The sequence below is a fragment of the Vibrio sp. genome (assembly GCF_984391705.1).
In genome coordinates this window covers 1-24878 of sequence record NZ_CFHWOM010000033.1, presented here as the reverse complement: position 1 = coordinate 24878, position 24878 = coordinate 1, and the positions used below count along the sequence as shown (strand labels likewise).

Genomic DNA, 24878 nt, shown 5'->3' with positions numbered 1-24878 from the left:
TTGTTTATGGACAGTACCAATACATCTCATACTGTCGCGAGGAACTATTTAACCTTGATAGTATGCCCACAGTGAGAACATATGTAGATTTCTTTAATACCTAGCAACTTTTGCAAAAATGTTCGGTGCTGTCTTTGTAAGTAACTACCGTGGTTGCACATACAAGACGCCTTCTAATTATTGAGACGCAATGTTAAATCAGTTGCAGTTTGTTTAAAAGTAAAAAGTGTGGCATAGCTCACGATGTAATGATAAAAATGTCGTTAATCAATTGTCAATTTTCACAATAAGAACAGTTGCTTAACATTTTTGCTAGTAATTGTATTAATGTCATTGATAGAACAATTGCGTAAGTCGGCTATTCTTTGCGCAATCAATGATACGTATGCTGGTTCATTACGTTTACCCCGGTGAGGCACTGGAGCCAAATATGGGCAATCTGTTTCTAGAATTACATAGTTCATGTCTAGGTGGGGAATGACTTTATCCATACCACCATTTTTAAATGTAGATACGCCACCTAGACCTAGATGAAAACCAAGATCGTTGATTGCTTTCGCTTCTTCTACACTGCCGCCGAAGCAGTGGAATACCCCCGATAGAGAACCATCCTGTTCGCTGCGCAGCAGTGCTAAGGTTTCCTCAATTGAATCACGAGTGTGAATTACGACAGGTAAATTCATCTCTTTTGCCCAGTTCAATTGAGTGATGAATGCCATCTCTTGTTCAGCTTTATACGTTTTATCCCAATAGAGGTCGATACCAATTTCACCTACAGCGATAAAGCTGTGTTTATCAAACCAAGAGTGGATAGTATCTAATGTCTGTTTGACATTGCTGTCAACGTAGCAAGGGTGCAAACCCATCATAGAGCGACACACATCTGGGTAAGCGGCTTCGGTTGCAAGCATTGGTTGGATAGACTCTAAGTCGATGTTTGGTAATAGAATCTTTTCAACCCCTTGCTCTAGAGCGCGCTGAACGACGTCATCGCGGTCATTATCAAATTCGCTAGCGTAAATATGGGCATGGGTATCGATCATGGTATTTCTCATTGGTCATTCGTGTGCTCAGTATACGGCAGTGTGAGCTTTTGGTCATTTTCTGCATTTTTCCGTTCTCTCTCTGGCGTCTCAAACTTGGAGTGATATTATGCGAATCAAGCACTTTCACCACACAAGGAGAACAGAGTGTCAGTTTCTATTCAAGGTCAGTTTCCTGGCCGTCGTATGCGCCGTATGCGCAAGCATGACTTTAGCCGCCGCTTAATGGCGGAGAACCAATTGTCTGTTAGCGATCTGATTTACCCTATGTTTATTTTAATGGGTAAAGATCGTCGCGAAACGGTTGAGTCAATGCCGGGCGTTGAGCGTTTGTCCATCGACCTCATGTTGGAAGAAGCACAATACCTTGCACAGTTAGGAGTGCCTGCGATTGCTCTGTTCCCTGTGGTAAACCAAGATGCGAAAAGCCTTTGTGCGGCAGAAGCGTATAATCCTGAAGGTTTGGTTCAGCGCGCGGTACGTTCACTCAAAGAGCATGTGCCAGAAATTGGTGTGATTACCGATATTGCGTTGGATCCATTTACGACTCATGGTCAAGACGGCATCATCGATGAAGATGGCTATGTTCTAAATGACGAGACCACTAAGGTTTTGGTTAAACAAGCTCTTTCTCATGCGGAAGCGGGCGCTGATGTAGTCGCGCCTTCAGACATGATGGATGGACGTATTGGTGAGATTCGCAAAGCGCTTGAGCAAGCCGGTTATATCAATACCCAAATCATGGCGTATTCTGCAAAATATGCGTCTTGTTATTATGGTCCTTTCCGTGATGCGGTCGGCAGTGCAAGCAACCTAAAAGGCGGTAACAAGAAGAACTACCAAATGGATCCTGCTAACAGCGATGAAGCAATCCATGAAGTTGCGATGGATGTGAACGAAGGTGCTGATATGGTAATGGTTAAGCCAGGTATGCCTTACCTAGACATCGTTCGCCGTGTGAAGTCAGAACTAGAAGTCCCGACGTTTGCTTACCAAGTATCTGGTGAATATGCGATGCACAAAGCCGCGTTTGCGAACGGCTGGCTAAAAGAGCGTGAGACAGTAATGGAATCTCTTCTTTGCTTTAAACGTGCGGGTGCAGACGGCATCCTTACTTATTTTGCTAAAGATGTGGCAGAGTGGTTAGCGGAAGAAAATGCACAAGCGGCGACCTTTTTGAAAGGTGAACAAGAGTAATCTCTTGAATTGATCAACTTCTAAAGGCTGGCGATTGTCAGCCTTTTTATTGCGAGAAAAGCTATGAGTGTGATTTATCGTCAAGGGACGCTAGAAGAGTGCGTCCAAGTTGTGGCTCAGATTGATGAGTTTGCCCATAAAGAAACGGTTGAAAGTTTATCGGCTCGATTGGAGGGTAAGCTGCGTTGGTTTATCCAAGTTGCTCAAGAAGAGGATAAGCTTCTTGGGTTTAAGATTGGATACCAGTTGGATGATGAGACTTTCTATAGCTGGTTTGGCGGAGTATCACCACTAGCCAGAAATAAGGGTGTTGCTCAATCTTTATTGGAACAGCAGGAAGAGTGGGTACAACAGCAAGGGTACAAATATCTCAGAGTGAAGTCGCGTAACCAGTTTCCCAGCATGCTAAGGCTGTTAATAAAGAATGGCTATCTAATTGAAAATTATGAACAAAAAGAACCTTTGCTAGAAAGTCGCATACACTTTTTGAAGTCGCTATAGCAGTGTCATAAAAATTAAATGAGATTTTTTCTCATTTAGATGTTGACGAGATAAATGAGAATGGTTATTATTTATCTCGTCTTAGGGAATGAGAGAAGTTCACAAGGACGTTGACTTACCAGATTCAAATTGGAGACGGTGATGACACTGAACTTAATCGAACTTGCACGAGTTCTTTTTGACACGACATTGCTCACATTGCTTCCAGTGTAATTTATAGCTTTATGGCAAAGCACTTTATTCACCTAAATTCGCTTTGACCCCTTTTTGCTAGGCGACATCGAAAGATGTCGCTTTTTTTATGCCTGAAATTTGGGATCGAATAAAAGGACACCAATAGTCTTTTCCACAACTCAAGATCATTTCAAGATCGATCTATCAACGATCGATCTCTGATAATTTTCTTTTATTACATTAGCTTATGTTGTTTTTCTTGTGCTTTTAATTCGTTTTTATATCCTGTGAATAAATAATATAAACAGAGTTATCCACAGATGATGGTGTCCATTGATATAAGAATAATCAAATGTGTGAGTCGAGTTCTGAGAGTTAAAATGGATTCACTGACGGACTCATGGCATCCTAAGCAGATCTTTTTTGCATTTTCTTTGGATACGTAAAGACTATGGCTAACATTCCTGATAATCCGTTGATTCTTATCGATGGTTCTTCTTACCTATATCGTGCATTTCATGCCTACCCAGGCACGATGAGTAATGGTGATATTCCAACTAATGCGGTTTACGGCGTGGTTAACATGCTACGCAGCATGATGCGCCAGTTCGCTTCTGACCGTATTGCCGTAGTCTTCGACGCGAAAGGTAAAACTTTCCGTGATGATATGTATCCAGAATACAAAGCAAATCGTCCACCAATGCCTGATGATCTGCGTTGTCAGATCGAGCCTCTACATAATGTAATTCGTGCGATGGGCTTACCGTTGATCTGCGTTCCTGGCGTGGAAGCGGATGACGTGATTGGTACGTTGGCTTACCAAGCATCGCAAGCAGGCATGCCGGTATTGATCAGCACAGGCGATAAAGATATGGCTCAGCTGGTGGATGACAATGTTACTTTGATCAACACCATGACTAACGTGGTGATGGATCGTGAGGGCGTGGTTGAGAAGTTTGGTATCCCACCAGAGCTTATCATCGATTACTTGGCGTTAATGGGCGATAAAGTCGATAACATTCCGGGTGTACCGGGTGTGGGTGACAAGACTGCAACGGCACTACTGCAAGGCATTGGCGGTCTAGATAAGCTGTATGAAAATCTTGATGACATTGCACCGCTTGGCTTCCGTGGTTCTAAAACCATGGCGAAGAAGCTGGTCGATAATAAAGACAATGCGCAGCTTTCTTACGAACTTGCGACTATCAAGCTTGATGTTGAACTCGAAGAGACACCAGAATCGCTGCTAAAAGCAGAACCAAACAAAGATGAACTGGTTAAGCTTTACGGTCAGCTTGTGTTTAAGTCTTGGTTGAATGAGCTGCTTGACGGTGGCACTGGTGTAGTCGAAGCGGACGAAAAATCGGGCGCTGCTACAGGTGCGACGAAAGCGTCTAGTGGCGTAGAGATGGATACGTCAGCCGTGACTATCGATCGCAGCCAATATGAGACTATCTTAGATGAAGCGAGCTTTAACGCTTGGCTAGATAAGCTCAAAGCGGCCGAGGTATTTGCGTTTGATACTGAAACTGACAGCCTAGATTACATGGTTGCAAATCTGGTTGGCCTTTCGTTTGCGACTGAAGAAGGAGTGGCTGCTTACGTCCCTGTCGCTCATGACTACCTAGATGCGCCACAGCAGTTAAAGCGTGACTGGGTGCTAGAGCAACTGAAACCGATTCTTGAAGATGATGCTCAAGCGAAAGTGGGTCAGAACCTTAAATACGATGCGAGCGTATTAGCGCGCTACGGTATTGAGATGAAAGGCATCAAACACGACACCATGCTCGCTTCGTATGTTTACAACAGTGTGGGTGGCAAGCACGACATGGACAGCTTGGCACTGCGTTTCCTTCAGCACAGCTGCATTTCGTTCGAACAGATTGCTGGTAAAGGCAAGAAGCAACTGACGTTCAATCAGATTGAGCTCGATCAGGCGTCTCCTTATGCCGCTGAAGACGCTGATGTGACATTGCGTTTGCACAATCGTCTAATGAGTAATATCGAACAAGACGAAAAGCTGAAATCTATCTATGAAGAGATCGAAGTACCTCTCGTACCGGTGTTATCTCGGATTGAGCGTACCGGTGTTCTGATTGATGACATGAAGCTAGCGGCTCAATCGCAAGAGATCGCTCAGCGTCTTGATGAGTTAGAGCAAAAGGCGTACGAAATCGCAGAGCAAGAGTTCAACATGAACTCTCCGAAGCAACTGCAAGCGTTACTATTTGATAAGATGGGCCTGCCTGTTATTAAGAAGACGCCATCAGGCACGCCTTCAACCAATGAAGAAGTGCTGCAAGAGCTGGCTCTGGATTACCCACTACCAAAACTAATTCTGGAATATCGTGGCTTAGCAAAACTCAAATCGACATACACTGACAAGCTACCGAAGATGATCAACCCTGAAACGGGGCGTGTGCATACTTCTTATCATCAAGCGGTAACAGCGACAGGTCGTCTATCATCCACCGATCCAAACCTGCAAAATATTCCAATTCGTAATGATGAAGGTCGTCGTATTCGTCAGGCATTTGTTGCGCCACACGGTTTTAAGATCATGGCAGTCGATTACTCTCAAATTGAACTGCGTATCATGGCTCACCTCTCGGGTGATAAGGCACTACTCGAAGCGTTCCAACAAGGCAAAGATATCCACGCTGCAACGGCAGCTGAGATCATGGGCACCACCATTGACCAAGTGAGCTCAGAGCAGCGTCGCCGTGCTAAAGCGGTCAACTTTGGCCTTATCTACGGTATGAGTGCATTTGGTTTGGCGAAGCAACTGGGTATCCCACGTGGTGAAGCGCAAGACTACATGAACAAATACTTCGAGCGTTACCCTGGCGTTATGCAGTACATGGAAGACACGCGCAGTGCAGCGTCCGAGCAAGGTTACGTAGAAACCATCTTTGGTCGTCGTTTACATCTGCCAGAGATCCAATCACGTAATGGTATGCGTCGTAAAGCGGCTGAACGTGCTGCAATCAACGCACCAATGCAGGGCACCGCGGCAGACATCATCAAGAAAGCAATGCTGCTTGTGGATGAGTGGATTCAAGCGGAAGGTGCTGGTCGCGTTAAGCTATTGATGCAAGTACACGATGAATTGGTATTTGAAGTTGAAGAGTCAGCTTTGACCGAAATTGAAAGTAAAGTACAAGAATTAATGGAATCAGCTGCAGAGTTAGATGTGCCGTTAGTTGCTGAGGCAGGTCATGGTGATAACTGGGATCAGGCTCACTAGACATAAAGTGAGCTAAAAATGAGAAATAATATGAGCCAGCGCACAAACGCTGGCTTTTTTTTGTCGCCAATTAAGTGCCAATCAAATTTGGTGAAATGTTATTTAACAAAATTTCAATGAAAAAAAATTACAAAAACAGTTTCCATTTCTGACCAATTGTTGTACATTTAACGGCGTAGGGTACAGAGGTAAGATGTTCTATCTTTCAGACCTTTTGTTTCACGTTATTGGATTAGGCTGATTCAGCCGCCCCAGTCAGTTTTTGACTGGGGCGTTTTTTATTGTGGCAAAGAAAAAATCATAAAAATCAGTCCTCTAACTACTTTATCCTCAGTTTCCGTCAATATTTCCTATTAACATCTTCTTCAGTTACTGACTCACGTAATAAGTTCTTCTTTTTGTAACTTTCATAACCTTTGTAAAAAAATGCCAATCACAGTTTAGTTATTTTTGTTAGGAAACTAATAAAGTAACAGAAGCGAAGAGTAAACCAGTTGCGAGATTAAGTTCTTTTATAACAGGCGCTTATGTGATTTTTTTTGTTATTTGGGTTGTGCTAAAAGAGGGAAGAGAGTAAGGATTGCATTGCGACGATTTATCCATAATCATCGGCACATAATAATTATTACCTCCTATTTCTCTCCCGTTGCCCCGCCATGAAGGTGGGGCGTTTTGTTTTTATCAATTGAGAACGGTATAGCCTCGATTTGTCATACAGTTTCTCATGACAACATGTTGCTCCTGTTTGTAGGCAGTTTGGTTTGCTCTACGATCTCGACTTCCACCTATTACTCCGGCAGTTCCGCCAACTGCGGCACCAGTTTTTGCCCCCTGAGTACCAGAGCCTCCAGCAATTGCACTACCTGCAGCACCGACGGCTGCACCTTTCAATGCACCACCTACAGCACCGCGAGAGCGAGTCTCTTTTTGAACTTGACCAGCTAGCGTCTCACACTGATGCATGTCGTATATATAGTCCTTTTCATTGATGCCTGATTTATCAGCGATAAGGCTCGCATGAGCAGACATTGAAAAGACCATCGCAAGCGATAGGGAAGTGATAGATTTCATTTTTGACTCGCCTATTAAGTGGTTTTGCATTGAGGCCAGTATAAAGAGGCGGAATTCTATTATTGGAATATCCGCTATTCTCAATGGAATAAAGAAAAAGCCCTGCATAGTTGCAGGGCTTTCGAGAATGATTGATGTGCCAAATGGTGATTATGGTTGTTCGTCGTCGATATTCTCTTCTTCAACGATCTCTTCAACTAATGAGTCTGCAAGTGCAGGAGCAAACCATTCATCAAGCTTATTACGGAGTGTATCGACACCGATGCCTTTTAGTGACGAGAAGGCCGCTACGCTTACATCACCGCCAAAACCTACTGCATCTTTTTTGATCTTCAATACTTGAGCTTTGCGAGCGCCACTTTTCAGTTTGTCTGCTTTTGTTAACAGAACTTGAACTGGGATACCGCTGTCAACAGCCCAGAAGATAAGCTGTTGGTCGAGATCTTTCATTGGGTGGCGAATATCCATCAGTACCACAAGACCTTTCAGGCTTTGGCGCTTTTGTAAGTATTCTCCTAAAGATTTTTGCCACTTTTTCTTCATTTCAAGCGGAACTTGAGCAAAACCATACCCAGGAAGATCGACAATGTGGCAGCCGTCAGTGACCTTAAAAAGGTTAATTAATTGTGTTCGACCAGGGGTTTTACTGGTTTTTGCAAGACTACGTTGGTTCGTCAGGCGATTTAGAGAGCTAGATTTACCCGCATTGGAGCGCCCTGCAAACGCAACTTCGATGCCTTCATCGGTTGGCAAGGCGCGGATATCCGGCGCACTCGTGATGAAATGCGTGTTTTGATAATGAATTTTTACGCTCACTGTTAACTCCATCTCGACTTTGTGTAGTCGATTGATTACTTTTTTGTGAAATTGTGTAAAATAACCGTGCTCGGCATAAGGTCGCCTATTGTATCACGACTGGCAACAGCAAGTGGTACTGGAAGCTTGATAATTATAATGGAATGTCATGAAGAAATTAGCGCTAATCTTGAGTCTTTTAGCCAGTTGCTCTGTATGGGCCCAAGGCAGTATTGAAGCTGGTAAAGCAAAATCTCAAACCTGTGTTGCCTGCCATGGTGCTGACGGCAACAGTCAACTCGCTATGTACCCTAAACTTGCGGGTCAGCATGCTAAGTATATTGAGAAGCAACTTAGAGATCTGAAATTGGGTATGACTAGCAATGGTAAACAAGGTCGTATGGATCCTGTGATGAGTGGCATGGCTATGCCGCTATCTGAGCAAGATATGAAAGACCTAGGTGCTTACTACGCATCTCTGCCTATCTCTCACAACACAACACCTGAAAACGTTGTTGAAGCGGGTAAAGTACTTTACACCGCAGGTGATGCAGAACGTGGTCTAACAGCATGTATTGCTTGTCATGGCCCTCGTGGTAACGGTACCGAACTGTCTGGCTTCCCTAAGATTTCTGGCCAGCACGCTGACTACATTAAAGCTCAGCTAGAGAAATTCCGTGACGGCTCTCGTGGTAACGATATGAACGCAATGATGCGTGATATCGCGAAGAAGCTAACGGATGAAGATATCGATACTCTTTCTAAGTACGTTGGTGGCCTGCACTAAGCCCTAAAAATTTTGTTCGAGCAACTAGTTGTATTGAAAAAGCCCAGAGAGTCCTCTGGGCTTTTTCGTATGATCGACATCACATATGAGCTTAAGCGGTGAAACTGCATCTTTCTCAGTTTGGTGTAAGATATTTGCCATACTTGATTGCTTGGATGTCTAGTGTCTTTGTGTAAGCGATTGAAAAATAAAAGGTTTCAATTTTGGCAAAAAATAATGGCTAAATATTTTTTTTCAGGGATTGTTCGCTCGAACCAAAGCGGTAAAGTGTATTCATCGGTAGGACGCTGATAACGGAATTCAGACCAGGAGGTCTCCAAGGACGCAAGCTAGGATAGCTTGGGTGATAAGCAGGATGCAGGGTAGGTAGGAAGCCTACTGGATACGGATGGTCACCTTGTCTAATGGTTTAAGACAGTGAAACGGATCAGGTTAAGGATTAACCCAGGTAGCAGGAAGTAAAAGGAAAGCCAAAATTCACCAGGATGGTGGCAAACAACACTTTTGGCAGGGAAAGCACCAAAAACAAATGGAATATTGGTGTACTGAAATCAGTACAACACAGTTTGGCCGTAAGGCATTTAGAAAGCGATAGTTAACCCTATCGCTTTTTTTATCTCTAAATTTCAATGAATCGATGATTATTTGCACAATAGTGCTCCACTCTAACGCCAGTTTCTGGTATGTTTCGCATCCCCCGTTTGAGGATGAGTTAACGCAGTCGATATGCATAATTGCCCCCTTTGCCAAAGCCTAGATACTCAGCACTACCATCAAGATAAGCGCAGAGAATATCTTCAGTGCTCGCAATGTGAACTTGTGTTCGTGAATCCGGACCAGCGTTTAGATGCGGAGCAAGAAAAAGCACACTATGATATGCATGAGAACAACCCGGAAGACGAAGGCTATCGACGCTTTTTATCTCGGGTTGCAGACCCCATATTAGAGCGTATTAAACCAAACTCTCATGGGATAGATTTTGGTTGTGGCCCAGGTCCTACATTGTCATTAATGTTGGAAGAGAAGGGGCACACCATGAATTTATACGATATCTACTACCACCCAGATAAAGCGGTATTAGGCACGTCGTATGATTTTATGACTGCTACAGAAGTGATTGAGCATCTTTATGAGCCCAACCTGGTGTGGCAGCAATGGTTAAATTTAGTTAAGCCCGGTGGCTGGATTGGTCTTATGACTAAGATGGTCATTGATGTTGAAGCATTCGCCTCATGGCATTACAAAAACGATCTGACTCACGTGGTGTTTTTCAGTCGTAAAACGTTTCAATATTTGGCAGAGCGGGATCAGCTCGAGCTTGAATTTATAGGTAATGATGTAATTTTACTGAGGAAAGCCCAGTAATGAGCCGTAGTAAAAAAGTAAGATCTGGCGGTAATGGCGACGTTGTTGTTGTTCGTAACCGCACTCAGTCAGATGTTGAAGGACGTCTGCGTAAGAAAGACAAAAAGCGTAAAGGTCTAAAGACAGGTGGTCGTAATTCTGAAGCGAAGGCTGGTAAGCAGCAAGCGGCTGGCCAAAAACGTGACCCTCGCTTAGGCAGTAAAAAGAAAATTCCACTTGTGGTAGAGCCTCAGAAGAAGCTTAGCAAAACAGAGCGCCGTTTGAGTGCGGAGCAAGAGCTGGCGATGCTAGAAAATGATGCGCAGCTGAATGTATTGCTAGACCGTATTGAAGAAGGTGAAAACCTAGGTGCAGGTCTACAGAAGTACGTTGACGAGAAACTAGCGCGTATCGAAGTATTGATGAAGCAACTTGGCATTTATGATGAAGATGAGTCTGAGCAAGAGACAGACAGTACCGTAAAGGGTGATGCTGGCTCTGATGACGATCTTCTATCACAATTTGAAGATTTGGACCTAGACCAATTTAAAGGATAAGTAAGCGATGAATGTAACCTTGTTAGCCATTACGGGTGGAGCGATTATCCTCGGCTTAGCGTCATATGCAGGTTACCTTCTGCTCCAGCTTAAGAAGCAAAAGGAATTGCAACTGCAGCACCAGAAGTTAGCAATTGAAAAGCGTAACGCTAACATCTTTGAAAGTGTTCATGTGCTTTGTTTAGCCGGTATACAAGGACAATGTGACTTGTCGGAAATTAGCATCCGACTCTATAACATTATGGATTATGTGCAGGGTGATGACAGGGTCGATTTTGATAAAGAGTACCCAGCTACGTCAGAGTTGTTCCATATCGTAAAAGATATGGCTCGTGGTGAAGATCGCCAAAGTTTGGTGAAGAAAGACCGCATGAAACAAAACCTAGAGCGTCACAAAGCAGAATCGCGTCTTCAAGATGCGATCATCGAAGAGCTGAAGCTACTGCAGAAAAAGGTTCAACCTCTCAACAACCAGATCAACATTCAAATGATCTAGGTGGATGTTTTTATAGCTCGATCGCTTACACTTATGGGGTAGTGATCGAGTTATCAATTCTGAGTATTGCTACTCAAAAAGCAGTCCGGCTACCCGCGAGTTGAACTCAGGTGTGGCAAAATAGCCTGCTAATTACAATGGCACTCAAGCCAGCTAAGCATTAAGCCCAAACGGAAATACCAACATGTCGCAGCCTGTCGTCGCAAGCCAACAAATTGTCTGGGATCAAGCGGTACTGGATAAGTACAACTATTCTGGTCCTCGCTATACCTCATACCCAACAGCACTCGAGTTTCATGAAGCCTTTACGGTTTCTGATTACGACATGGCTTGTACACAGTATCCAGAGCGACCGCTTTCTCTATATATCCATATCCCTTTCTGCCACAAGCTTTGCTACTACTGTGGCTGTAACAAGGTGATTACGCGTCACGCTCATAAAGCGGATGAGTATCTTGATGTATTGGAGCTGGAGATCCGTACCAGAGCGGCATTACTGCAAGAGCGCAAAGTGACTCAACTGCATTTTGGTGGTGGTACACCAACTTTCCTAACCAAAGCGCAAATTAGCCGATTAATGGCGATTCTTCGTGGCGAGTTCTACTTTGAAGGTGATGCTGAAATCAGTATCGAAGTTGACCCGCGTGAAATCGAGCTAGATATGCTGGATCACCTGCGTGGTGAAGGGTTCAACCGTTTAAGTATTGGCGTACAAGACTTCAATAAAGAAGTGCAAAAACTGGTAAACCGTGAGCAAGATGAAGACTTTATCGTTGCCATGGTTGCGCGCGCTAAAGAACTAGGTTTTCGTTCGACTAACCTAGATTTGATTTATGGCTTACCAAAACAGACCAAAGATTCATTTGCTGACACACTAAAACAAGTCCTTGAGATGCAGCCGGGTCGTTTATCGGTGTTTAACTATGCCCATATGCCTCAGCTATTTGCGGCTCAGCGCAAAATTAAAGATGAAGATTTACCTGTCGCTGAAGAGAAAATGGCCATCCTACAAGATACCATTGCAACGCTAACCGATGCTGGCTATCAGTTTATTGGTATGGATCACTTTGCTCAGCCAGATGATGAGTTGGCTGTGGCGCAGCGTGAAGGTGTGCTTCACCGCAATTTCCAAGGTTACACAACCCAAGGTGAAGCCGATCTAGTGGGCTTCGGTGTCTCTGCGATTTCAATGATTGGCGATGCTTACGCGCAGAACCAGAAAGAGTTGAAAAAGTACTATGCGCAAGTGAGTGATCAGCGCCACGCATTATGGAAAGGCGTGGCTCTTGATAGTGATGACTTACTGCGTCGCGAAGTGATTAAACAGCTTATCTGTAACTTTAAACTGGATAAGACCATGATTGAGTCTGAGTTTAAGGTGCAATTTAATCAGTACTTTAAAGAAGATTTAGAACTACTTCAGACGTTTATTAATGATGAGCTGGTTGAAGTCGACGATAAAGAGATTCGAGTAACCCTACGTGGCCGCTTGCTGATTCGTAACATCTGTATGTGTTTCGATAAGTATCTTAGAGCTAAGGCTAGGCAGCAGCAGTTCTCTCGCGTCATCTAAGTTTTCGTCATATTTGAAGCCACAGCGTCGTTGGCTTCACAACCTTCCCGGAGCGCCGGCCGACCCAATCACATAGCGCACTATGCTCAGGGGAATAAGGTTGTTTGACGCCTAGCTGTGACTCCAACTATTTAGAAAACTGCTTTAATTACAAAAGCCACCGAGTTTCTTGATTTCTGAAAAAACGGTGGCTTTGTTGTATTTGGAGCTGTGATGATTAAGGAGCGATATAAGTATCGTGCGCCATCTCCCATAAGGCTTTAACTAGCGGGTTATCCAGCTGTGAGCGCTTGCAGCACACCCCAAGCTTAAAGGGTTTGACCGAAGCGGCGACCTTGAGCCGTTCTATCTTCTCTTTAACTGGGCTGTTGTTGATCACCACATCTGGCGCAATACCGACACCACACCCGAGCGCGACCATACTGACAATCGCTTCATGACCTGACACTTGAGCATAGATGTTAGGTTTAATCTTCATTGATTTAAACCAAGCATTGGCGCGGTCTCGGGCGGTACCTGACTCTGGGACAATAAATGGAATCACAGACCAATCAGGCTTATCTTTTCTCAACTCTTCCGCAAAATTACTTACCCCAACCGGGGCGATCACAGACAGCGGAATCTCACTGATGGTTTCAAACTCGATTCGCGCTGGTAACTGTTCCGGTTGAGCAGAGATAGCAATATCTGCTTCATCAGCTAATACTTTGCCAATCGCTTGTGCGGGGTCGCCAGTTGAAAGTTTGAATTCAATAAAGGGGTGCTGGAGACGAAACTCAGAGAGCAGCTCGGGCAAATGGCTGTAACTGGCGGTTACTGAGCAGAATAAGCGAATTTCCCCCTTTAGTTCTTCGTCATGTCCTTTTAGCTGCGCATTGTAGTTTTGCCACTCTCCCAAGATATTCAGAGCCACAGGTAATAGTTTTTTCGCAGCAGGGGTCAGTTCGACACTGCGATTGTCACGCAGAAACAGCGCTTGACCAGTATCGCTTTCCAATTTTTGGATCTGGCGGCTGAGAGCTGAAGGGCTGATATGCATTGCCGAGGCAGTCTTAGCAAAGCTTTTACTATCACACAGATGAATGAACAGCTGCAGACATTTAATGTTCATGAAAAGGTCACATCCCTGTTGCATTAATTGCAATTACTAATTGTGAATATATCACTTTAAGCAACAGAATGTCTGTTTTAGTATGAACTCATTCGGTAACAAAACGACCGACCTCAATGGAAAAATTCTTTTAAGGAGCGCCCAGATGGCTAACTATTTCAATACTTTAAACCTACGCGAGCAGCTAGACCAATTAGGTCGTTGTCGTTTCATGGACCGCAGCGAATTCGCAACAGAAGCGGATTACCTGAAAGGTAAGAAAGTCGTTATTGTTGGTTGTGGTGCTCAGGGCCTAAACCAAGGTCTAAACATGCGTGACTCTGGCCTAAACGTAGCGTATGCACTGCGTCAGGCAGCGATTGACGAGCAGCGTCAGTCTTACAAGAACGCAAAAGAAAACGGTTTTGAAGTAGCAAGCTATGAAACGCTAATCCCTGAAGCAGACCTAGTAATCAACCTGACTCCAGACAAGCAGCACACTAACGTTGTAGAAACGGTAATGCCGCTAATGAAAGAAGGCGCAGCACTAGGTTACTCACACGGCTTCAACGTAGTTGAAGAAGGCATGCAAATCCGTAAAGACCTAACGGTTGTAATGGTTGCGCCTAAATGTCCAGGTACAGAAGTTCGTGAAGAGTACAAGCGTGGTTTCGGTGTTCCTACACTAATCGCCGTTCACCCAGAAAATGACCCTAAAGGTGAAGGCTGGGATATCGCGAAAGCATGGGCAGCAGGTACAGGCGGTCACCGCGCAGGTTGTCTAGAGTCTTCATTCGTTGCTGAAGTTAAATCTGACCTAATGGGTGAGCAAACCATCCTATGTGGCATGCTACAAGCGGGTTCTATCGTATCTTACGAGAAAATGATTGCTGACGGCATTGACCCAAGCTACGCAGGTAAACTTCTTCAGTACGGTTGGGAAACCATCACAGAAGCACTGAAATTCGGTGGCATTACGCACATGATGGACCGTCTATCAAACCCTGCGAAAATCAAAGCATTTGAGCTATCTGAAGAGCTAAAAGAGCTAATGCGTCCGCTTTACAACAAGCACATGGATGACATCATCACTGGTGAGTTCTCAAGCACTATGATGGCTGACTGGGCTAACGATGACGCAAACCTACTAGGCTGGCGTGCAGAGACGGGTGAAACAGCATTTGAAAACTACCCAGCAGGCGACGTAGAAATCTCTGAGCAAGAGTACTTTGACAACGGTATCCTAATGGTTGCTATGGTTCGTGCCGGCGTTGAGCTAGCATTCGAAGCGATGACAGCATCAGGCATCATCGATGAGTCAGCGTACTACGAGTCACTACACGAGCTACCACTAATCGCGAATACAGTAGCACGTAAGCGTCTATACGAAATGAACGTAGTAATCTCAGATACAGCAGAATACGGTAACTACCTATTTGCTAACGTAGCAACACCGCTACTACGTGAGAAGTTCATGCCTTCAGTAGGTACAGACGTAATCGGTAAAGGTCTAGGCGAAACGTCTAACCAAGTTGATAACGCAACGCTAATCGCGGTAAACGATACTATCCGTAACCACCCAGTTGAGTACATCGGTGAAGAGCTACGTGGGTACATGACTGATATGAAGAACATCGCGGTAGGTGGCTAATTACTTGCCTTAAGGTTCCATTTCGGTGTCGAAGGTGCTCATTTACTAACGTAAACTCGCGCCTTCTCCTAGAAATGAAACCTTAATTCAGCGTAATTTGTTCCCTTAGGGAACGAAGCTCTTAGCTTCGAATATACAATCTGCGTAATTGCACTAAAGCAAAGCAGTAAGAACTCCAGATAGACTGGGGTCAATAAATACAAAATAAAACACAACATCTAATTGAAAGGGCTTGGTCGCCGTGACCAAGCCCTTTTTGTTTTATCTGAGGTAAAAAGTCAGTCAAAACTCTGTAGGAGCCTTACATATTGAAGCCTAATGACACCTTTAATGTGGTTAGATCGTGAGCGTAGAATCAATGAGGTGGAAGTAGCCATGAACAAATTTATAGTAAGTGCAGTGTTGAGCTTAACGTCGACCATGTGTTTGGCGATGGGGCGCCCGCTACCAGAACTTGATAAACACCAGTTTGATACTCAACAGTGGCAGTTTGTCCAAGGTCTAGGTGCTCAAGTCGTCTCTGATACTATCGCCGCAGATGAGCATAACTATGGCTATTTGAAGGTTCGCTTTGATGGTGACTTCAGTTTGCACTTTGTTGATCGTGGCCATCGCTGTAATGGTGAAGATGAGCAAGGGTCGGATGATCGACCATTGCCAAATCGAGAGATTGCCGTTGATGGCAAGTTTATCGATATGAGAGGGGTTTGCCATGATGGTTTTGCCCAATATTCTCCAGCGACTGAAGCGGGTAAGAGCTTTTTACATGGGCACTTTATTGGTAATAAAGAAGTGAAGATTGGAAGTATCAATCTAGCAGAACAAACGGTGATGGAAGACTACACTTATACCGTTTCTGCTTTGGGCTTCAAGCAAGCTTCTCAGATAGCTTTCAAAGCGGAACAGTAATACTAAAAAACGCTTCCACCTGGGAAGCGTTTTTATTATTTATCCGCCAGCTTTTCTTCTAAATCCGCCAGCTTCTTTTCCATTTCTGTAAGCTTTTGGCGCGTACGTAGCAACACTTGAGTCTGTACATCGAACTCTTCGCGACTCACTACGTCTAGCTTATTGAGTTGGCCTTGGATTACTTGGCGAACTTTTTGGTCGACGTCCGAACCGAGCTCTTTTACTGGGGCTGGCATAGAGTCATGAATTTGTTTAGCGATTTGCTCTAGTTTTTTTGGGTCAAACATGGTGACTAAAACTCCTGTATCTTTGCCTACATTCTATTTAAACGTTACAAGAAAGTCGCTAGTTCAATAGTAAAAAAGAGACCAGTAATAAAAAAGGTCACCGAAGTGACCTTTTGGGGTTGTTTTAGTAATCAGCTTAGTGATTGTCGGCTAGCTCACGTTGCGCTGCTTTCGCTTCATCAATGCGGGCTAGTTTCTCTAAGTCTTTATCTTCTACGAAGACTGGTAAAGGCTTATGTTTCTCAGCAAGGTAGCTGTAGATAACTGGAAGTACGAACAGGGTAAACAGAGTACCAATCGCAAGACCAGCAACGATTACGATACCGATACTAAAGCGCTGAGCCGCACCTGCACCACTTGCATACATCAGTGGAATAAGACCTGCGATCATCGCCGCAGTGGTCATTAGGATAGGGCGTAGACGTACTTTCGCCGCTTCCATTACCGCTTCCATTCTGCCAAGTTTGTTGTGCAACTGTTCTTCTTTGGCCACCTCACAGATCAAGATTCCGTGTTTGGTGATTAGACCAACTAGGGTAATTAGACCTACCTGAGAGTAGATGTTCATCGTTGCCGCGCCCCATGCAAGAGCAATCAACGCGCCACACACTGCAAGAGGTACCGATACCATGATAACGATTGGATCTTTCAGTGACTCGAACTGAATCGCCAGAACGAGGAAGATGATCGCCAGTGCTAAACCAAATGTCGCATACAGTGCACTACCTTCGGTCACGTACTGACGCGCTTCGCCCATATAGTCATGGTTGTAGCCGCTAGGTAGTTTGTCGGTCGCTATGCCTTCAAACCAGTTGATTGCATCACCCATCGCGGTACCAGGCGCAGGTACCGCGCCAACCGTTGCTGAGTTTAGCTGGTTGAAGTGAGGTAGTGAGCGAGGCTCTGCAACAACATCAATAGTGATGAGACTGCCTAGAGGTACCGCTTTACCATTTGCACTGCGAACATAGTAGTTGTTCATCGACTCTGGGTTTAGACGCCACTTACGCTCAACTTGAGGGATCACCTCATAAGAGCGACCATTTAGGTCAATACGGTTTACATAACCGTCGGCCATCATGGTGCTTAGCGTGATACCAATGTCTTGCATGGTCACGCCGTAAGCGCCAGCTTTGTCCTTGTCGATGTTGATTTTCATCGTCGCTGAGTCGTAGTTCAGATCGAGATCTGAATATACAAACATAGGGCTAGATTTAACTTCGGTTAGGACTTCAGTCGCAATCGCGAATAGGCTTTCAAACGCATTCGGTGTTGTGATAACGAATTGGATTGGAAGGCCTGAACCCGCACCTGGTAGCTCTGGCATCTGGAATGCAGTTACCGCCATTCCAGGAACGTTACCGACTAATCCACCCACGCGATTCGCTACTTCAGACTGACTCGCTTCACGCTCACTCCAAGGCACCATAGACGCAATACCAAATGCTTGGTTTGAGTTAGGCACACCAGTAAACACCTGGGCAAACGCTACTTCTGGCTGATCAGACAGAATTTCGTTTACGTCGTTCATGGTGTTCTGCATGAAGTCTAAGTTGGCATTTGATGGCGCTGTACCCATCAGCATCACAACGCCTTTATCTTCCGATGGCGCAAGTTCACTTGGGATGAACTTAAACAGCAGAGGTAAGCTCGCAAATACGATCACCGCAAATGCCAAAATGACAGGACGGTGAAGCATAACTGCTTTTAGCATCTTCTCGTAGCGATTGGTCATGCCATCTAGGATGTGATGAACTTTCTGTTCAAATTTGCTTGGCGCTTCGTTAGCTTTAAGCATTTTTGAACACATCATTGGCGATAGTGTCAGTGCCACGATACCTGATACGAATACCGAACCTGCTAGAGTTAAGGCGAACTCTTTAAATAGCGAACCGGTGATACCACCCATTAAGGCGATCGGTGCGTATACGGCACCTAGCGTCAATGTCATTGCGATAACAGGTACCGCGATTTCACGAGTACCAATAATCGCAGCTCGGAATGGAGACTCACCCAGTTTAATATGACGGTCGACGTTTTCGAGAACAACGATCGCATCATCTACTACCAGACCGATAGCCAGTACCATTGCTAGTAGTGTCATCAAGTTCCACGAGAAGCCCATACCTTGCATTACCATCGCAACACCAATCAAAGAGAGTGGGATAGTAACGATAGGGATAATGACCGCACGGAACGAACCTAAGAACAAGGTAATAACGACAAGAACGATCAGCGCTGCTTCCACGATAGTCTTAACAACTTCATGAATTGACTCATTGATCGCGATGGTCGAGTCATACATCACGTTCATCTTGATGGTGCTTGGTAGGTTACGCTCTAACTGAGGTAATAGTTCCAGCACGTCAGCTGCGATGTTGATTGGGTTCGCACTTGGGGCTGCGTTGATCGCCGCAACCACCGCTTCTTGGCCGTTAGCACTTGCGCGGTAAACGTCGTGGCTTTTCTCTAGTGATACTTTTGCAATATCACTCAAACGAGTCACATCACCTTCATCAGTACTAACAACTAGGTTAGAGAGTTCTTCAACGTTGGATACCTGAGTATCCGCGCTACCGTTGTACAGAACAAATTCACCAATTGCCTGACCTGTCGCAGATTGATAGTTATTGGCATTCAATACACCCATAACATCAGTTGCTGTTAAGCCAAGCGCTGCCATCTTAGAAGGGTCTAGCCAGATACGCAGTGCGTACTTCATACCACCGTAAAGGTCGACTTTAGATACACCGTTAACAGTAAACAACTGAGGGTTGATTACACGTTCAAGGTAGTCAGTGATTTGGCTTGAAGAAAGCTCGTCACTGGTAAAGCCGATGTAAAGTACTGCCGTTGTAGAACCGGTAGACATGGTTACGGTTGGGTCTTCTGCTTCTTTAGGTAGCTGAGAACGAACCGAGTTAGTCTTGGCCAAAATGTCAGACAATGCTGCATTCGGGTCAGTGTTCAACTTCATGTTGACGGTGATGGTAGATTTACCTAGCACCGACTGCGAAGTCATATAATCAATGTTATCTGCCTGCGCGACGGCTTGCTCCAAAGGCTGAGTAATAAAGCCCTGGATAAGGTCTGCACTGGCACCGTAGTAACTGGTCGAAACCGTCACTACTGTATTCGTCATTTCAGGGTATTCACGGACCTGCATTTTGAAGATAGCTTGTAAACCAAGTAGAGCTATCAAAAAGCTGATCGATACCGCTAAAACTGGACGTTTAATAAAAACATCAGTAAAGCGCATGAGGCCTCCAATTACAGCATTGGTGTTTCAGCTGGTGGAGTAGTCGCATCGCTTTCTACTACACGAACTTTCGCGTGGTTACTTAGACGTACTTGACCTGATGTGACGACGACATCACCAGGCTTCACACCTTCCAGAATGTGTGCGATATCTTTGGTTCGCTCACCCACTTTAACCACTTGCTGAGTCACTCGCTGCTCACCATCTTGGTCAGAAACGATGTACACGTTGTCACCATATAGAGTGAAAGTGATGGCTGTTTGAGGCAGCGTAACTTGGTTATCTAGCTTAGGAAGGATGATGTTTGCACGTGCGAACATACCGCTACGTAATTTGCCATCGCTGTTTGGAATGTCTGCTTGTACTTGAATCAAACCGCTTTGGATATTAACAGCAGGCTCGATGGCAGAAATAGAGCCTTTGAATGCGATCTCTGGGTAAGAGTCGACAAAGATATCTACTTCTTGCTCTAAGCTAATGCGAGAGATGTCTGTTTGAGGAACCGTAAAGCGTAGACGCATCACGCTGGTGTCCTCTAGACGCACGATATCTGTGCCAGCTTGTAGGTACTGACCTAGGTAAACATTACGAATACCGACAACACCAGCAAATGGCGCTTTGATTTCACGGCGGTCAATCGCTGCTTTTAGGCTCTCGATATCAGCTTGAAGGGAGAAGTAGTTTGCTTCTGCTTCATCATAAGCTTCTTTCGAAATAGAACCTTTTTTGTACAGGCCTTGGTAGCGCTTGTACTTTGCTTGCGCTGCAGGAAGCTTAGCTTGAGCACTCTTCAAGTTTGCTTTTTCAACTTCAGAGTCCAACAGTACTAAAGGCTGGCCTTCTTCTACTTGAGTGCCCGAATCAAATGAAATCTTATCGATAACACCGCTCGTTTCGTTTGCAACCGTAACACCTTGGTTAGGTTCGATAAAACCGATCGCTTCGATAACAGGTACCCAGTCAACAGGCTGAACTTCTGTAACAGTAACAGGGAACTCAGGCTCAGGTCGATTCGCCAAATACTCGGCTATCTTCTGCTGTTTAAAGAGATTGAAGCCTATCACACTGCCAAACAGCAGAATTGCGATAAGCAACATAAAGAAAGTCCACTTTTTCATTCTAATTAGAACTCCAAGTTAATGATTAATTATTGCATCCCAACTGGCTTCGATTGCTGCATCGAGCGCATCGTCATCCAATTGATAAAACCCCAAAGCGTGTTTACGAGCCAGTGCGACACTGGCCTCAAAACTGAGCCCTGACAAAATTTCGTTATCGAGTGGTTTAAAGATTCCTTGCTCTTTACCTTCCACAAACAAGCGATCCACTTGGGCAAACATTTCTCGCTCAAGTTCCCTTGTTGTGCGTTTGTTTGCACAGGGTAAAGACTCATACTGAACGCGATTGCTTATGGTATCAATATGTGAAGCCGCTAAAGTCCAAATATTGAGCCACATCGTGCGGTAGCGCTCTTTCAAAGGCATATCATCGCTAACACCTGCTTGAACAGCATCAGCAATTCGTCTTGAAACCATTAAACGTACTTCATCAAGGAGGTGCTCTTTATCTGAGAAATAACGATAGATAGTTCCTGCAGCAACTCCCGCCTCTTTGGCTAGCTTTTGCATCGAGAGGCCTTGAAAACCTGACTCTGCAATTAGCTTTTCTGCCGCGGAAAGAATCTGTTCGCGTTTATCTATCTGGGTGTTACTGGACATAATCCCACCACAATGAATGAACGTTCATTCATTATAGCCTAACAGCTATACAAGTGTGCAATAAAGATTTTTAATTAATCAGATAAAATTATCGTGATTAAGAAACAGTTGAGTTGCTGATTGGTTTACGATTAACCATAGCAATCGATCTGTTGCGCCATTATTATATGCGCCACATTTTTCACCTTTGAGACACTTATGAAGCTGAATCCAAGACAAGACGAAGCCGTAAAATATGTATCAGGGCCATGCCTAGTATTGGCTGGCGCTGGTTCCGGTAAAACTCGTGTTATTACTAACAAGATTGCCTACTTGGTTCAGCAGTGTGGCTATAAAGCGCGTAACATCGCGGCGGTGACGTTTACGAATAAAGCGGCACGTGAGATGAAAGAGCGTGTTGGACAAACATTAGGTAAAAACGAAGCTAAAGGCTTAATGGTCTCCACATTCCATACACTCGGTCTCAACATCATTAAGCGTGAATATAAAGCGTTAGGCCTTAAGTCCGGCTTTTCTCTATTCGATGACCAAGATCAGATGGCTCTGCTTAAAGAGCTGACTGAGCAGCAGCTTGATGGAGATAAAGATCTCCTGCGTCAGCTATTGAGTTGTATCTCCAATTGGAAAAACGACATGCTGACACCAGAGCAGGCCAAAGCCCAGGCTAAAGGTGAGCAACAACAGCTGTTTGCTTTCTGCTTTGAGATGTATCAAAAGCAGATGAAGGCTTATAACGCTCTCGATTTTGATGACTTAATTTCGCTACCAGTACTCTTGCTAAAAACAAACGAAGAAGTACGCCAACGCTGGCAAAACCGTATTCGTTATTTATTAGTTGATGAATACCAAGACACCAATACCAGCCAGTATGATTTGGTGAAACTGATTGTCGGTGAACGTGGCCGTTTGACGGTGGTAGGTGATGATGACCAATCTATTTATTCGTGGCGCGGGGCGAAACCTCAAAACTTAGTGCTTTTGGGTCAAGATTATCCCAATTTACGCTTAATAAAATTGGAGCAAAACTACCGTTCAACCAGTCGTATCTTACGTGCAGCCAACATTCTTATCGCCAATAACCCTCACGTCTATGAGAAGTCACTATTCTCCGAAATTCCTGACGGTGAAAAACTAAAGGTATTACTGGCAAAGAATGAAGAGCATGAGGCTGAACGCGTTACGGGTGAACTGATTGCACATAAATTCCTGAATCGGACCGAATATAAAGATTATGCCATTCTTTACCGCGGCAACCATCAATCACGTTTGATTGAAAAATCTTTAATGCAAAACCGAGTGCCTTATAAGCTATCAGGTGGAACGTCATTCTTTGCTCGTGCAGAAATCAAAGACATCATGGCGTACTTGAGAGTATTGGTGAACCCAGATGATGACAACGCGTTTTTACGCATTGTGAATACGCCTCGTCGAGAGATTGGCCCTGTGACTTTAGAGAAACTCGGTAGCTACGCCAATATGCGCGGTAAAAGCTTGTTTGAAGTAAGTTTCGAAATGGGGCTTGAGCAGACGTTATCGGGTCGCGGTTTAGAAAATTTGCGCCGCTTTACAGCTTGGTTGGTGAAAATTGCTGACCAAGCGGAGCGAGGCGATACGGTTGAGGCGGTGCGCTCTCTTGTACGAGATATCAACTACGAAGATTGGTTGTACGAAACTTCGGCAAGCCCGAAAGCGGCGGAAATGCGGATGAAGAACGTCTCGGATCTTTACTCTTGGATTGTGGCAGACCTTGAGGGGGACAACTACGACCAAGAAGAGAAGACGATTAAAGAGGTGGTTCAGCGTTTGACCTTGCGTGACATGATGGAGCGGGGAGAAGAAGACGATGACAGCGATGCGGTTCAATTAATGACGTTACACGCATCGAAAGGCCTGGAGTTCCCATATGTATACTTGATTGGTTCAGAAGAGGGGATTCTACCGCACCAAACCAGTATCGATGAGGACAATGTCGAGGAAGAGCGTCGCTTGATGTATGTGGGCATTACACGTGCGCAACGAGAGCTTACGTTTACAATGTGTAAAGAGCGTCGTCAGTTTGGTGAGTTAATAAAACCAAGTCAGAGTCGTTTTCTTGATGAACTACCATTTGATGACGTTGAGTGGGAAGTCAATAAGAAGCCACAAACGCAAGAAGAGCGAATGGCAAAAGGGCAGGCGCATATTGCGAACTTAAAAGCGATGTTTAATAAAAACTGATATCCAGTTGGTCCAAACAAAAAGGGCTTGGTTAAAAAACCAAGCCCTTTCTTTATATTCTTGATTTAAGCCTTAGAGGCCTTCGATCATGTGATCAATAGCTGCGATGATTTCTTCATCAGAACAATCCATACAAGAGCCTTTTGCTGGCATGGCGTTGAAGCCGTTGATTGCATGGTTATTTAGCACATCTCTGCCTTGAGCAATACGTGGAGCCCAATCACCAGCATTACCTGTTTTCGGTGCACCACTTACACCAGATGCGTGACAAGCAATACAGAAAGTGCCGTAAACAGTCGCGCCATCGCGTGGACCGGTTGGTTCTACTTTAACTGGCTCTGCGCCCGCTAGGTAAACATCACCGACAGGTGCAATGCGCTCAGCAATTGCATCATATTCTTCTTGGCTTACGTTAGCTGCGAAAGAGGCGCTAGAAAAAGTTACTGCAGCGACCAAAGCGGTTAAGATTTTTCGAGACATATCCATTAAACTCACTTTACATTCCTGAAGGTAAGTTCGTGCTTACCCATTTATTAGAGTGTGATTATGACCTACAGCGGCTTTCTATACATATAAGAAGAGAAACTTGCTGTTAAATCAATGTAAATAATGGGTGATTATATCCTGTTAACTTGTTGCAATAAACAGCAAGTTACCTCCTTGTAATCAGTTATCTAATGGGAAATAGGGGTTTATCACACTTTAATTGTTGAAAAAGGCGTCAAACGATAAAAAAAGTTGAAAAAGTACTAGACGGCATAGTGTGATATACGTATTATTCCACTCCGCCGATAGGGCATGCGCCCGTAGCTCAGTTGGATAGAGCGTTGGCCTCCGGAGCCAAAGGTCGAAGGTTCGAATCCTTTCGGGCGTACCATTCGCCTGGGGAATATCGGTAAAAATCAGTGGTGGCTATAGCTCAGTTGGTAGAGCCCTGGATTGTGATTCCAGTTGTCGCGGGT

General features: G+C 44.6%; 21 protein-coding genes and 1 tRNA gene. 13 read left to right on the top strand and 9 right to left on the bottom strand.

From position 1 onward, the window contains the following. Positions 1-281: 281 nt before the first annotated feature. Positions 282-1043, bottom strand: a complete 762-nt coding sequence (locus AC4MRV_RS15140) for a TatD family hydrolase (RefSeq protein ID WP_491188184.1) — start codon at positions 1041-1043, stop codon at positions 282-284. A gap of 147 nt (positions 1044-1190) precedes the next feature. On the opposite strand from AC4MRV_RS15140, the gene hemB reads away from it, so the two are divergent. The 4 genes from hemB to spfP all read left to right on the top strand — a co-directional run bounded on the left by hemB (position 1191) and on the right by spfP (position 6403). After that, entirely contained in the window at positions 1191-2240 is a 1050-nt protein-coding gene (gene hemB, locus AC4MRV_RS15135; protein ID WP_491188161.1) for a porphobilinogen synthase, read from the top strand. A 63-nt stretch (positions 2241-2303) separates the two neighbouring features. Next, positions 2304-2741, top strand: a complete 438-nt coding sequence (locus AC4MRV_RS15130) for a GNAT family N-acetyltransferase (RefSeq protein ID WP_491188160.1) — start codon at positions 2304-2306, stop codon at positions 2739-2741. 625 nt (positions 2742-3366) lie between these two features. Beyond that, positions 3367-6162, top strand: coding sequence for a DNA polymerase I (gene polA / locus AC4MRV_RS15125; protein ID WP_491188159.1), 2796 nt, complete (start codon positions 3367-3369; stop codon positions 6160-6162). A 193-nt stretch (positions 6163-6355) separates the two neighbouring features. Further along, positions 6356-6403 (top strand): small protein SpfP, encoded by a 48-nt coding sequence (spfP, locus tag AC4MRV_RS15120; RefSeq protein WP_438356636.1) that lies wholly within the window; start codon positions 6356-6358, stop codon positions 6401-6403. Positions 6404-6843: 440 nt separating this feature from the next. Here the strand turns inward: spfP and AC4MRV_RS15115 are convergent, their stop codons facing one another. Further along, positions 6844-7233, bottom strand: a complete 390-nt coding sequence (locus tag AC4MRV_RS15115; RefSeq protein ID WP_491188158.1) for a glycine zipper family protein — start codon at positions 7231-7233, stop codon at positions 6844-6846. Positions 7234-7383: 150 nt separating this feature from the next. Then, the gene (gene yihA / locus AC4MRV_RS15110) at positions 7384-8049 is read right to left on the bottom strand and encodes a ribosome biogenesis GTP-binding protein YihA/YsxC (protein WP_491188157.1); all 666 of its coding nucleotides are present in this window, start codon (positions 8047-8049) and stop codon (positions 7384-7386) included. A 148-nt stretch (positions 8050-8197) separates the two neighbouring features. Here yihA and AC4MRV_RS15105 point away from each other — a divergent pair, with 148 nt between their 5' ends. From AC4MRV_RS15105 to hemN, 5 genes are all read left to right on the top strand, one after another. Next, positions 8198-8815 carry a c-type cytochrome gene (locus AC4MRV_RS15105; RefSeq protein WP_491188156.1) on the top strand — a complete coding sequence of 206 codons (618 nt, stop codon included), beginning with the start codon at positions 8198-8200 and terminating at the stop codon, positions 8813-8815. 726 nt (positions 8816-9541) lie between these two features. Beyond that, positions 9542-10180: a class I SAM-dependent methyltransferase gene (locus AC4MRV_RS15100; RefSeq protein ID WP_491188155.1), complete on the top strand. Its 639-nt coding sequence runs from the start codon at positions 9542-9544 to the stop codon at positions 10178-10180. Then, positions 10180-10716 (top strand): Der GTPase-activating protein YihI, encoded by a 537-nt coding sequence (gene yihI / locus AC4MRV_RS15095; RefSeq protein WP_491188154.1) that lies wholly within the window; start codon positions 10180-10182, stop codon positions 10714-10716. Before AC4MRV_RS15100 ends, yihI begins: the two co-directional genes overlap by 1 nt. Before the next feature lie 7 nt (positions 10717-10723). Beyond that, positions 10724-11212 carry a DUF2489 domain-containing protein gene (locus tag AC4MRV_RS15090; RefSeq protein WP_491188153.1) on the top strand — a complete coding sequence of 163 codons (489 nt, stop codon included), beginning with the start codon at positions 10724-10726 and terminating at the stop codon, positions 11210-11212. Positions 11213-11396: 184 nt separating this feature from the next. After that, positions 11397-12785 (top strand): oxygen-independent coproporphyrinogen III oxidase, encoded by a 1389-nt coding sequence (gene hemN / locus AC4MRV_RS15085; RefSeq protein ID WP_491188152.1) that lies wholly within the window; start codon positions 11397-11399, stop codon positions 12783-12785. Positions 12786-13002: 217 nt separating this feature from the next. Here the strand turns inward: hemN and ilvY are convergent, their stop codons facing one another. Continuing rightward, a complete protein-coding gene (gene ilvY / locus AC4MRV_RS15080) occupies positions 13003-13896 on the bottom strand; it encodes an HTH-type transcriptional activator IlvY (RefSeq protein ID WP_491188151.1) in 894 nt (297 codons plus the stop codon). 145 nt (positions 13897-14041) lie between these two features. Here ilvY and ilvC point away from each other — a divergent pair, with 145 nt between their 5' ends. Both ilvC and AC4MRV_RS15070 read left to right on the top strand, forming a co-directional pair. After that, positions 14042-15526 carry a ketol-acid reductoisomerase gene (gene ilvC, locus AC4MRV_RS15075; RefSeq protein ID WP_491188150.1) on the top strand — a complete coding sequence of 495 codons (1485 nt, stop codon included), beginning with the start codon at positions 14042-14044 and terminating at the stop codon, positions 15524-15526. A gap of 375 nt (positions 15527-15901) precedes the next feature. Beyond that, positions 15902-16435 carry a hypothetical protein gene (locus AC4MRV_RS15070; protein WP_491188149.1) on the top strand — a complete coding sequence of 178 codons (534 nt, stop codon included), beginning with the start codon at positions 15902-15904 and terminating at the stop codon, positions 16433-16435. Positions 16436-16470: 35 nt separating this feature from the next. Here the strand turns inward: AC4MRV_RS15070 and ubiK are convergent, their stop codons facing one another. The 4 genes from ubiK to AC4MRV_RS15050 all read right to left on the bottom strand — a co-directional run bounded on the left by ubiK (position 16471) and on the right by AC4MRV_RS15050 (position 21699). Beyond that, the gene (gene ubiK, locus AC4MRV_RS15065) at positions 16471-16722 is read right to left on the bottom strand and encodes a ubiquinone biosynthesis accessory factor UbiK (RefSeq protein WP_126575583.1); all 252 of its coding nucleotides are present in this window, start codon (positions 16720-16722) and stop codon (positions 16471-16473) included. A gap of 136 nt (positions 16723-16858) precedes the next feature. Then, positions 16859-19981: a multidrug efflux RND transporter permease subunit gene (locus AC4MRV_RS15060; RefSeq protein WP_491188148.1), complete on the bottom strand. Its 3123-nt coding sequence runs from the start codon at positions 19979-19981 to the stop codon at positions 16859-16861. A gap of 11 nt (positions 19982-19992) precedes the next feature. Next, positions 19993-21099 (bottom strand): efflux RND transporter periplasmic adaptor subunit, encoded by a 1107-nt coding sequence (locus AC4MRV_RS15055; RefSeq protein ID WP_491188147.1) that lies wholly within the window; start codon positions 21097-21099, stop codon positions 19993-19995. Positions 21100-21117: 18 nt separating this feature from the next. Next, on the bottom strand, positions 21118-21699 hold the full coding sequence (locus AC4MRV_RS15050) for a TetR/AcrR family transcriptional regulator (RefSeq protein ID WP_491188146.1): 582 nt from the start codon (positions 21697-21699) through the stop codon (positions 21118-21120). Between the two features lie 198 nt (positions 21700-21897). Between AC4MRV_RS15050 and rep the strand changes: the two genes are divergently transcribed. After that, complete coding sequence (gene rep, locus AC4MRV_RS15045) at positions 21898-23916, top strand: DNA helicase Rep (protein WP_491188145.1); 2019 nt, start codon at positions 21898-21900, stop codon at positions 23914-23916. 72 nt (positions 23917-23988) lie between these two features. Here rep and AC4MRV_RS15040 read toward each other — a convergent pair whose 3' ends face one another. Further along, complete coding sequence (locus AC4MRV_RS15040) at positions 23989-24402, bottom strand: c-type cytochrome (protein ID WP_491188144.1); 414 nt, start codon at positions 24400-24402, stop codon at positions 23989-23991. Positions 24403-24716: 314 nt separating this feature from the next. On the opposite strand from AC4MRV_RS15040, the gene AC4MRV_RS15035 reads away from it, so the two are divergent. Beyond that, positions 24717-24793: transfer RNA gene (locus tag AC4MRV_RS15035), tRNA-Arg, on the top strand. Positions 24794-24878: the final 85 nt, after the last annotated feature.

Coding starts and splice junctions, on each gene's coding strand:
- AC4MRV_RS15140 (WP_491188184.1), bottom strand. CDS start 1,043: ATGATCGATACCCATGCCCATATTTACGCTAGCGAATTTGATAATGAC.
- AC4MRV_RS15040 (WP_491188144.1), bottom strand. CDS start 24,402: ATGGATATGTCTCGAAAAATCTTAACCGCTTTGGTCGCTGCAGTAACT.
- ilvY (WP_491188151.1), bottom strand. CDS start 13,896: ATGAACATTAAATGTCTGCAGCTGTTCATTCATCTGTGTGATAGTAAA.
- AC4MRV_RS15100 (WP_491188155.1), top strand. CDS start 9,542: ATGCATAATTGCCCCCTTTGCCAAAGCCTAGATACTCAGCACTACCAT.
- rep (WP_491188145.1), top strand. CDS start 21,898: ATGAAGCTGAATCCAAGACAAGACGAAGCCGTAAAATATGTATCAGGG.
- polA (WP_491188159.1), top strand. CDS start 3,367: ATGGCTAACATTCCTGATAATCCGTTGATTCTTATCGATGGTTCTTCT.
- AC4MRV_RS15115 (WP_491188158.1), bottom strand. CDS start 7,233: ATGAAATCTATCACTTCCCTATCGCTTGCGATGGTCTTTTCAATGTCT.
- AC4MRV_RS15050 (WP_491188146.1), bottom strand. CDS start 21,699: ATGTCCAGTAACACCCAGATAGATAAACGCGAACAGATTCTTTCCGCG.
- ilvC (WP_491188150.1), top strand. CDS start 14,042: ATGGCTAACTATTTCAATACTTTAAACCTACGCGAGCAGCTAGACCAA.
- AC4MRV_RS15105 (WP_491188156.1), top strand. CDS start 8,198: ATGAAGAAATTAGCGCTAATCTTGAGTCTTTTAGCCAGTTGCTCTGTA.
- AC4MRV_RS15070 (WP_491188149.1), top strand. CDS start 15,902: ATGAACAAATTTATAGTAAGTGCAGTGTTGAGCTTAACGTCGACCATG.
- ubiK (WP_126575583.1), bottom strand. CDS start 16,722: ATGTTTGACCCAAAAAAACTAGAGCAAATCGCTAAACAAATTCATGAC.
- hemN (WP_491188152.1), top strand. CDS start 11,397: ATGTCGCAGCCTGTCGTCGCAAGCCAACAAATTGTCTGGGATCAAGCG.
- AC4MRV_RS15055 (WP_491188147.1), bottom strand. CDS start 21,099: ATGAAAAAGTGGACTTTCTTTATGTTGCTTATCGCAATTCTGCTGTTT.
- yihI (WP_491188154.1), top strand. CDS start 10,180: ATGAGCCGTAGTAAAAAAGTAAGATCTGGCGGTAATGGCGACGTTGTT.
- AC4MRV_RS15090 (WP_491188153.1), top strand. CDS start 10,724: ATGAATGTAACCTTGTTAGCCATTACGGGTGGAGCGATTATCCTCGGC.
- AC4MRV_RS15060 (WP_491188148.1), bottom strand. CDS start 19,981: ATGCGCTTTACTGATGTTTTTATTAAACGTCCAGTTTTAGCGGTATCG.
- AC4MRV_RS15130 (WP_491188160.1), top strand. CDS start 2,304: ATGAGTGTGATTTATCGTCAAGGGACGCTAGAAGAGTGCGTCCAAGTT.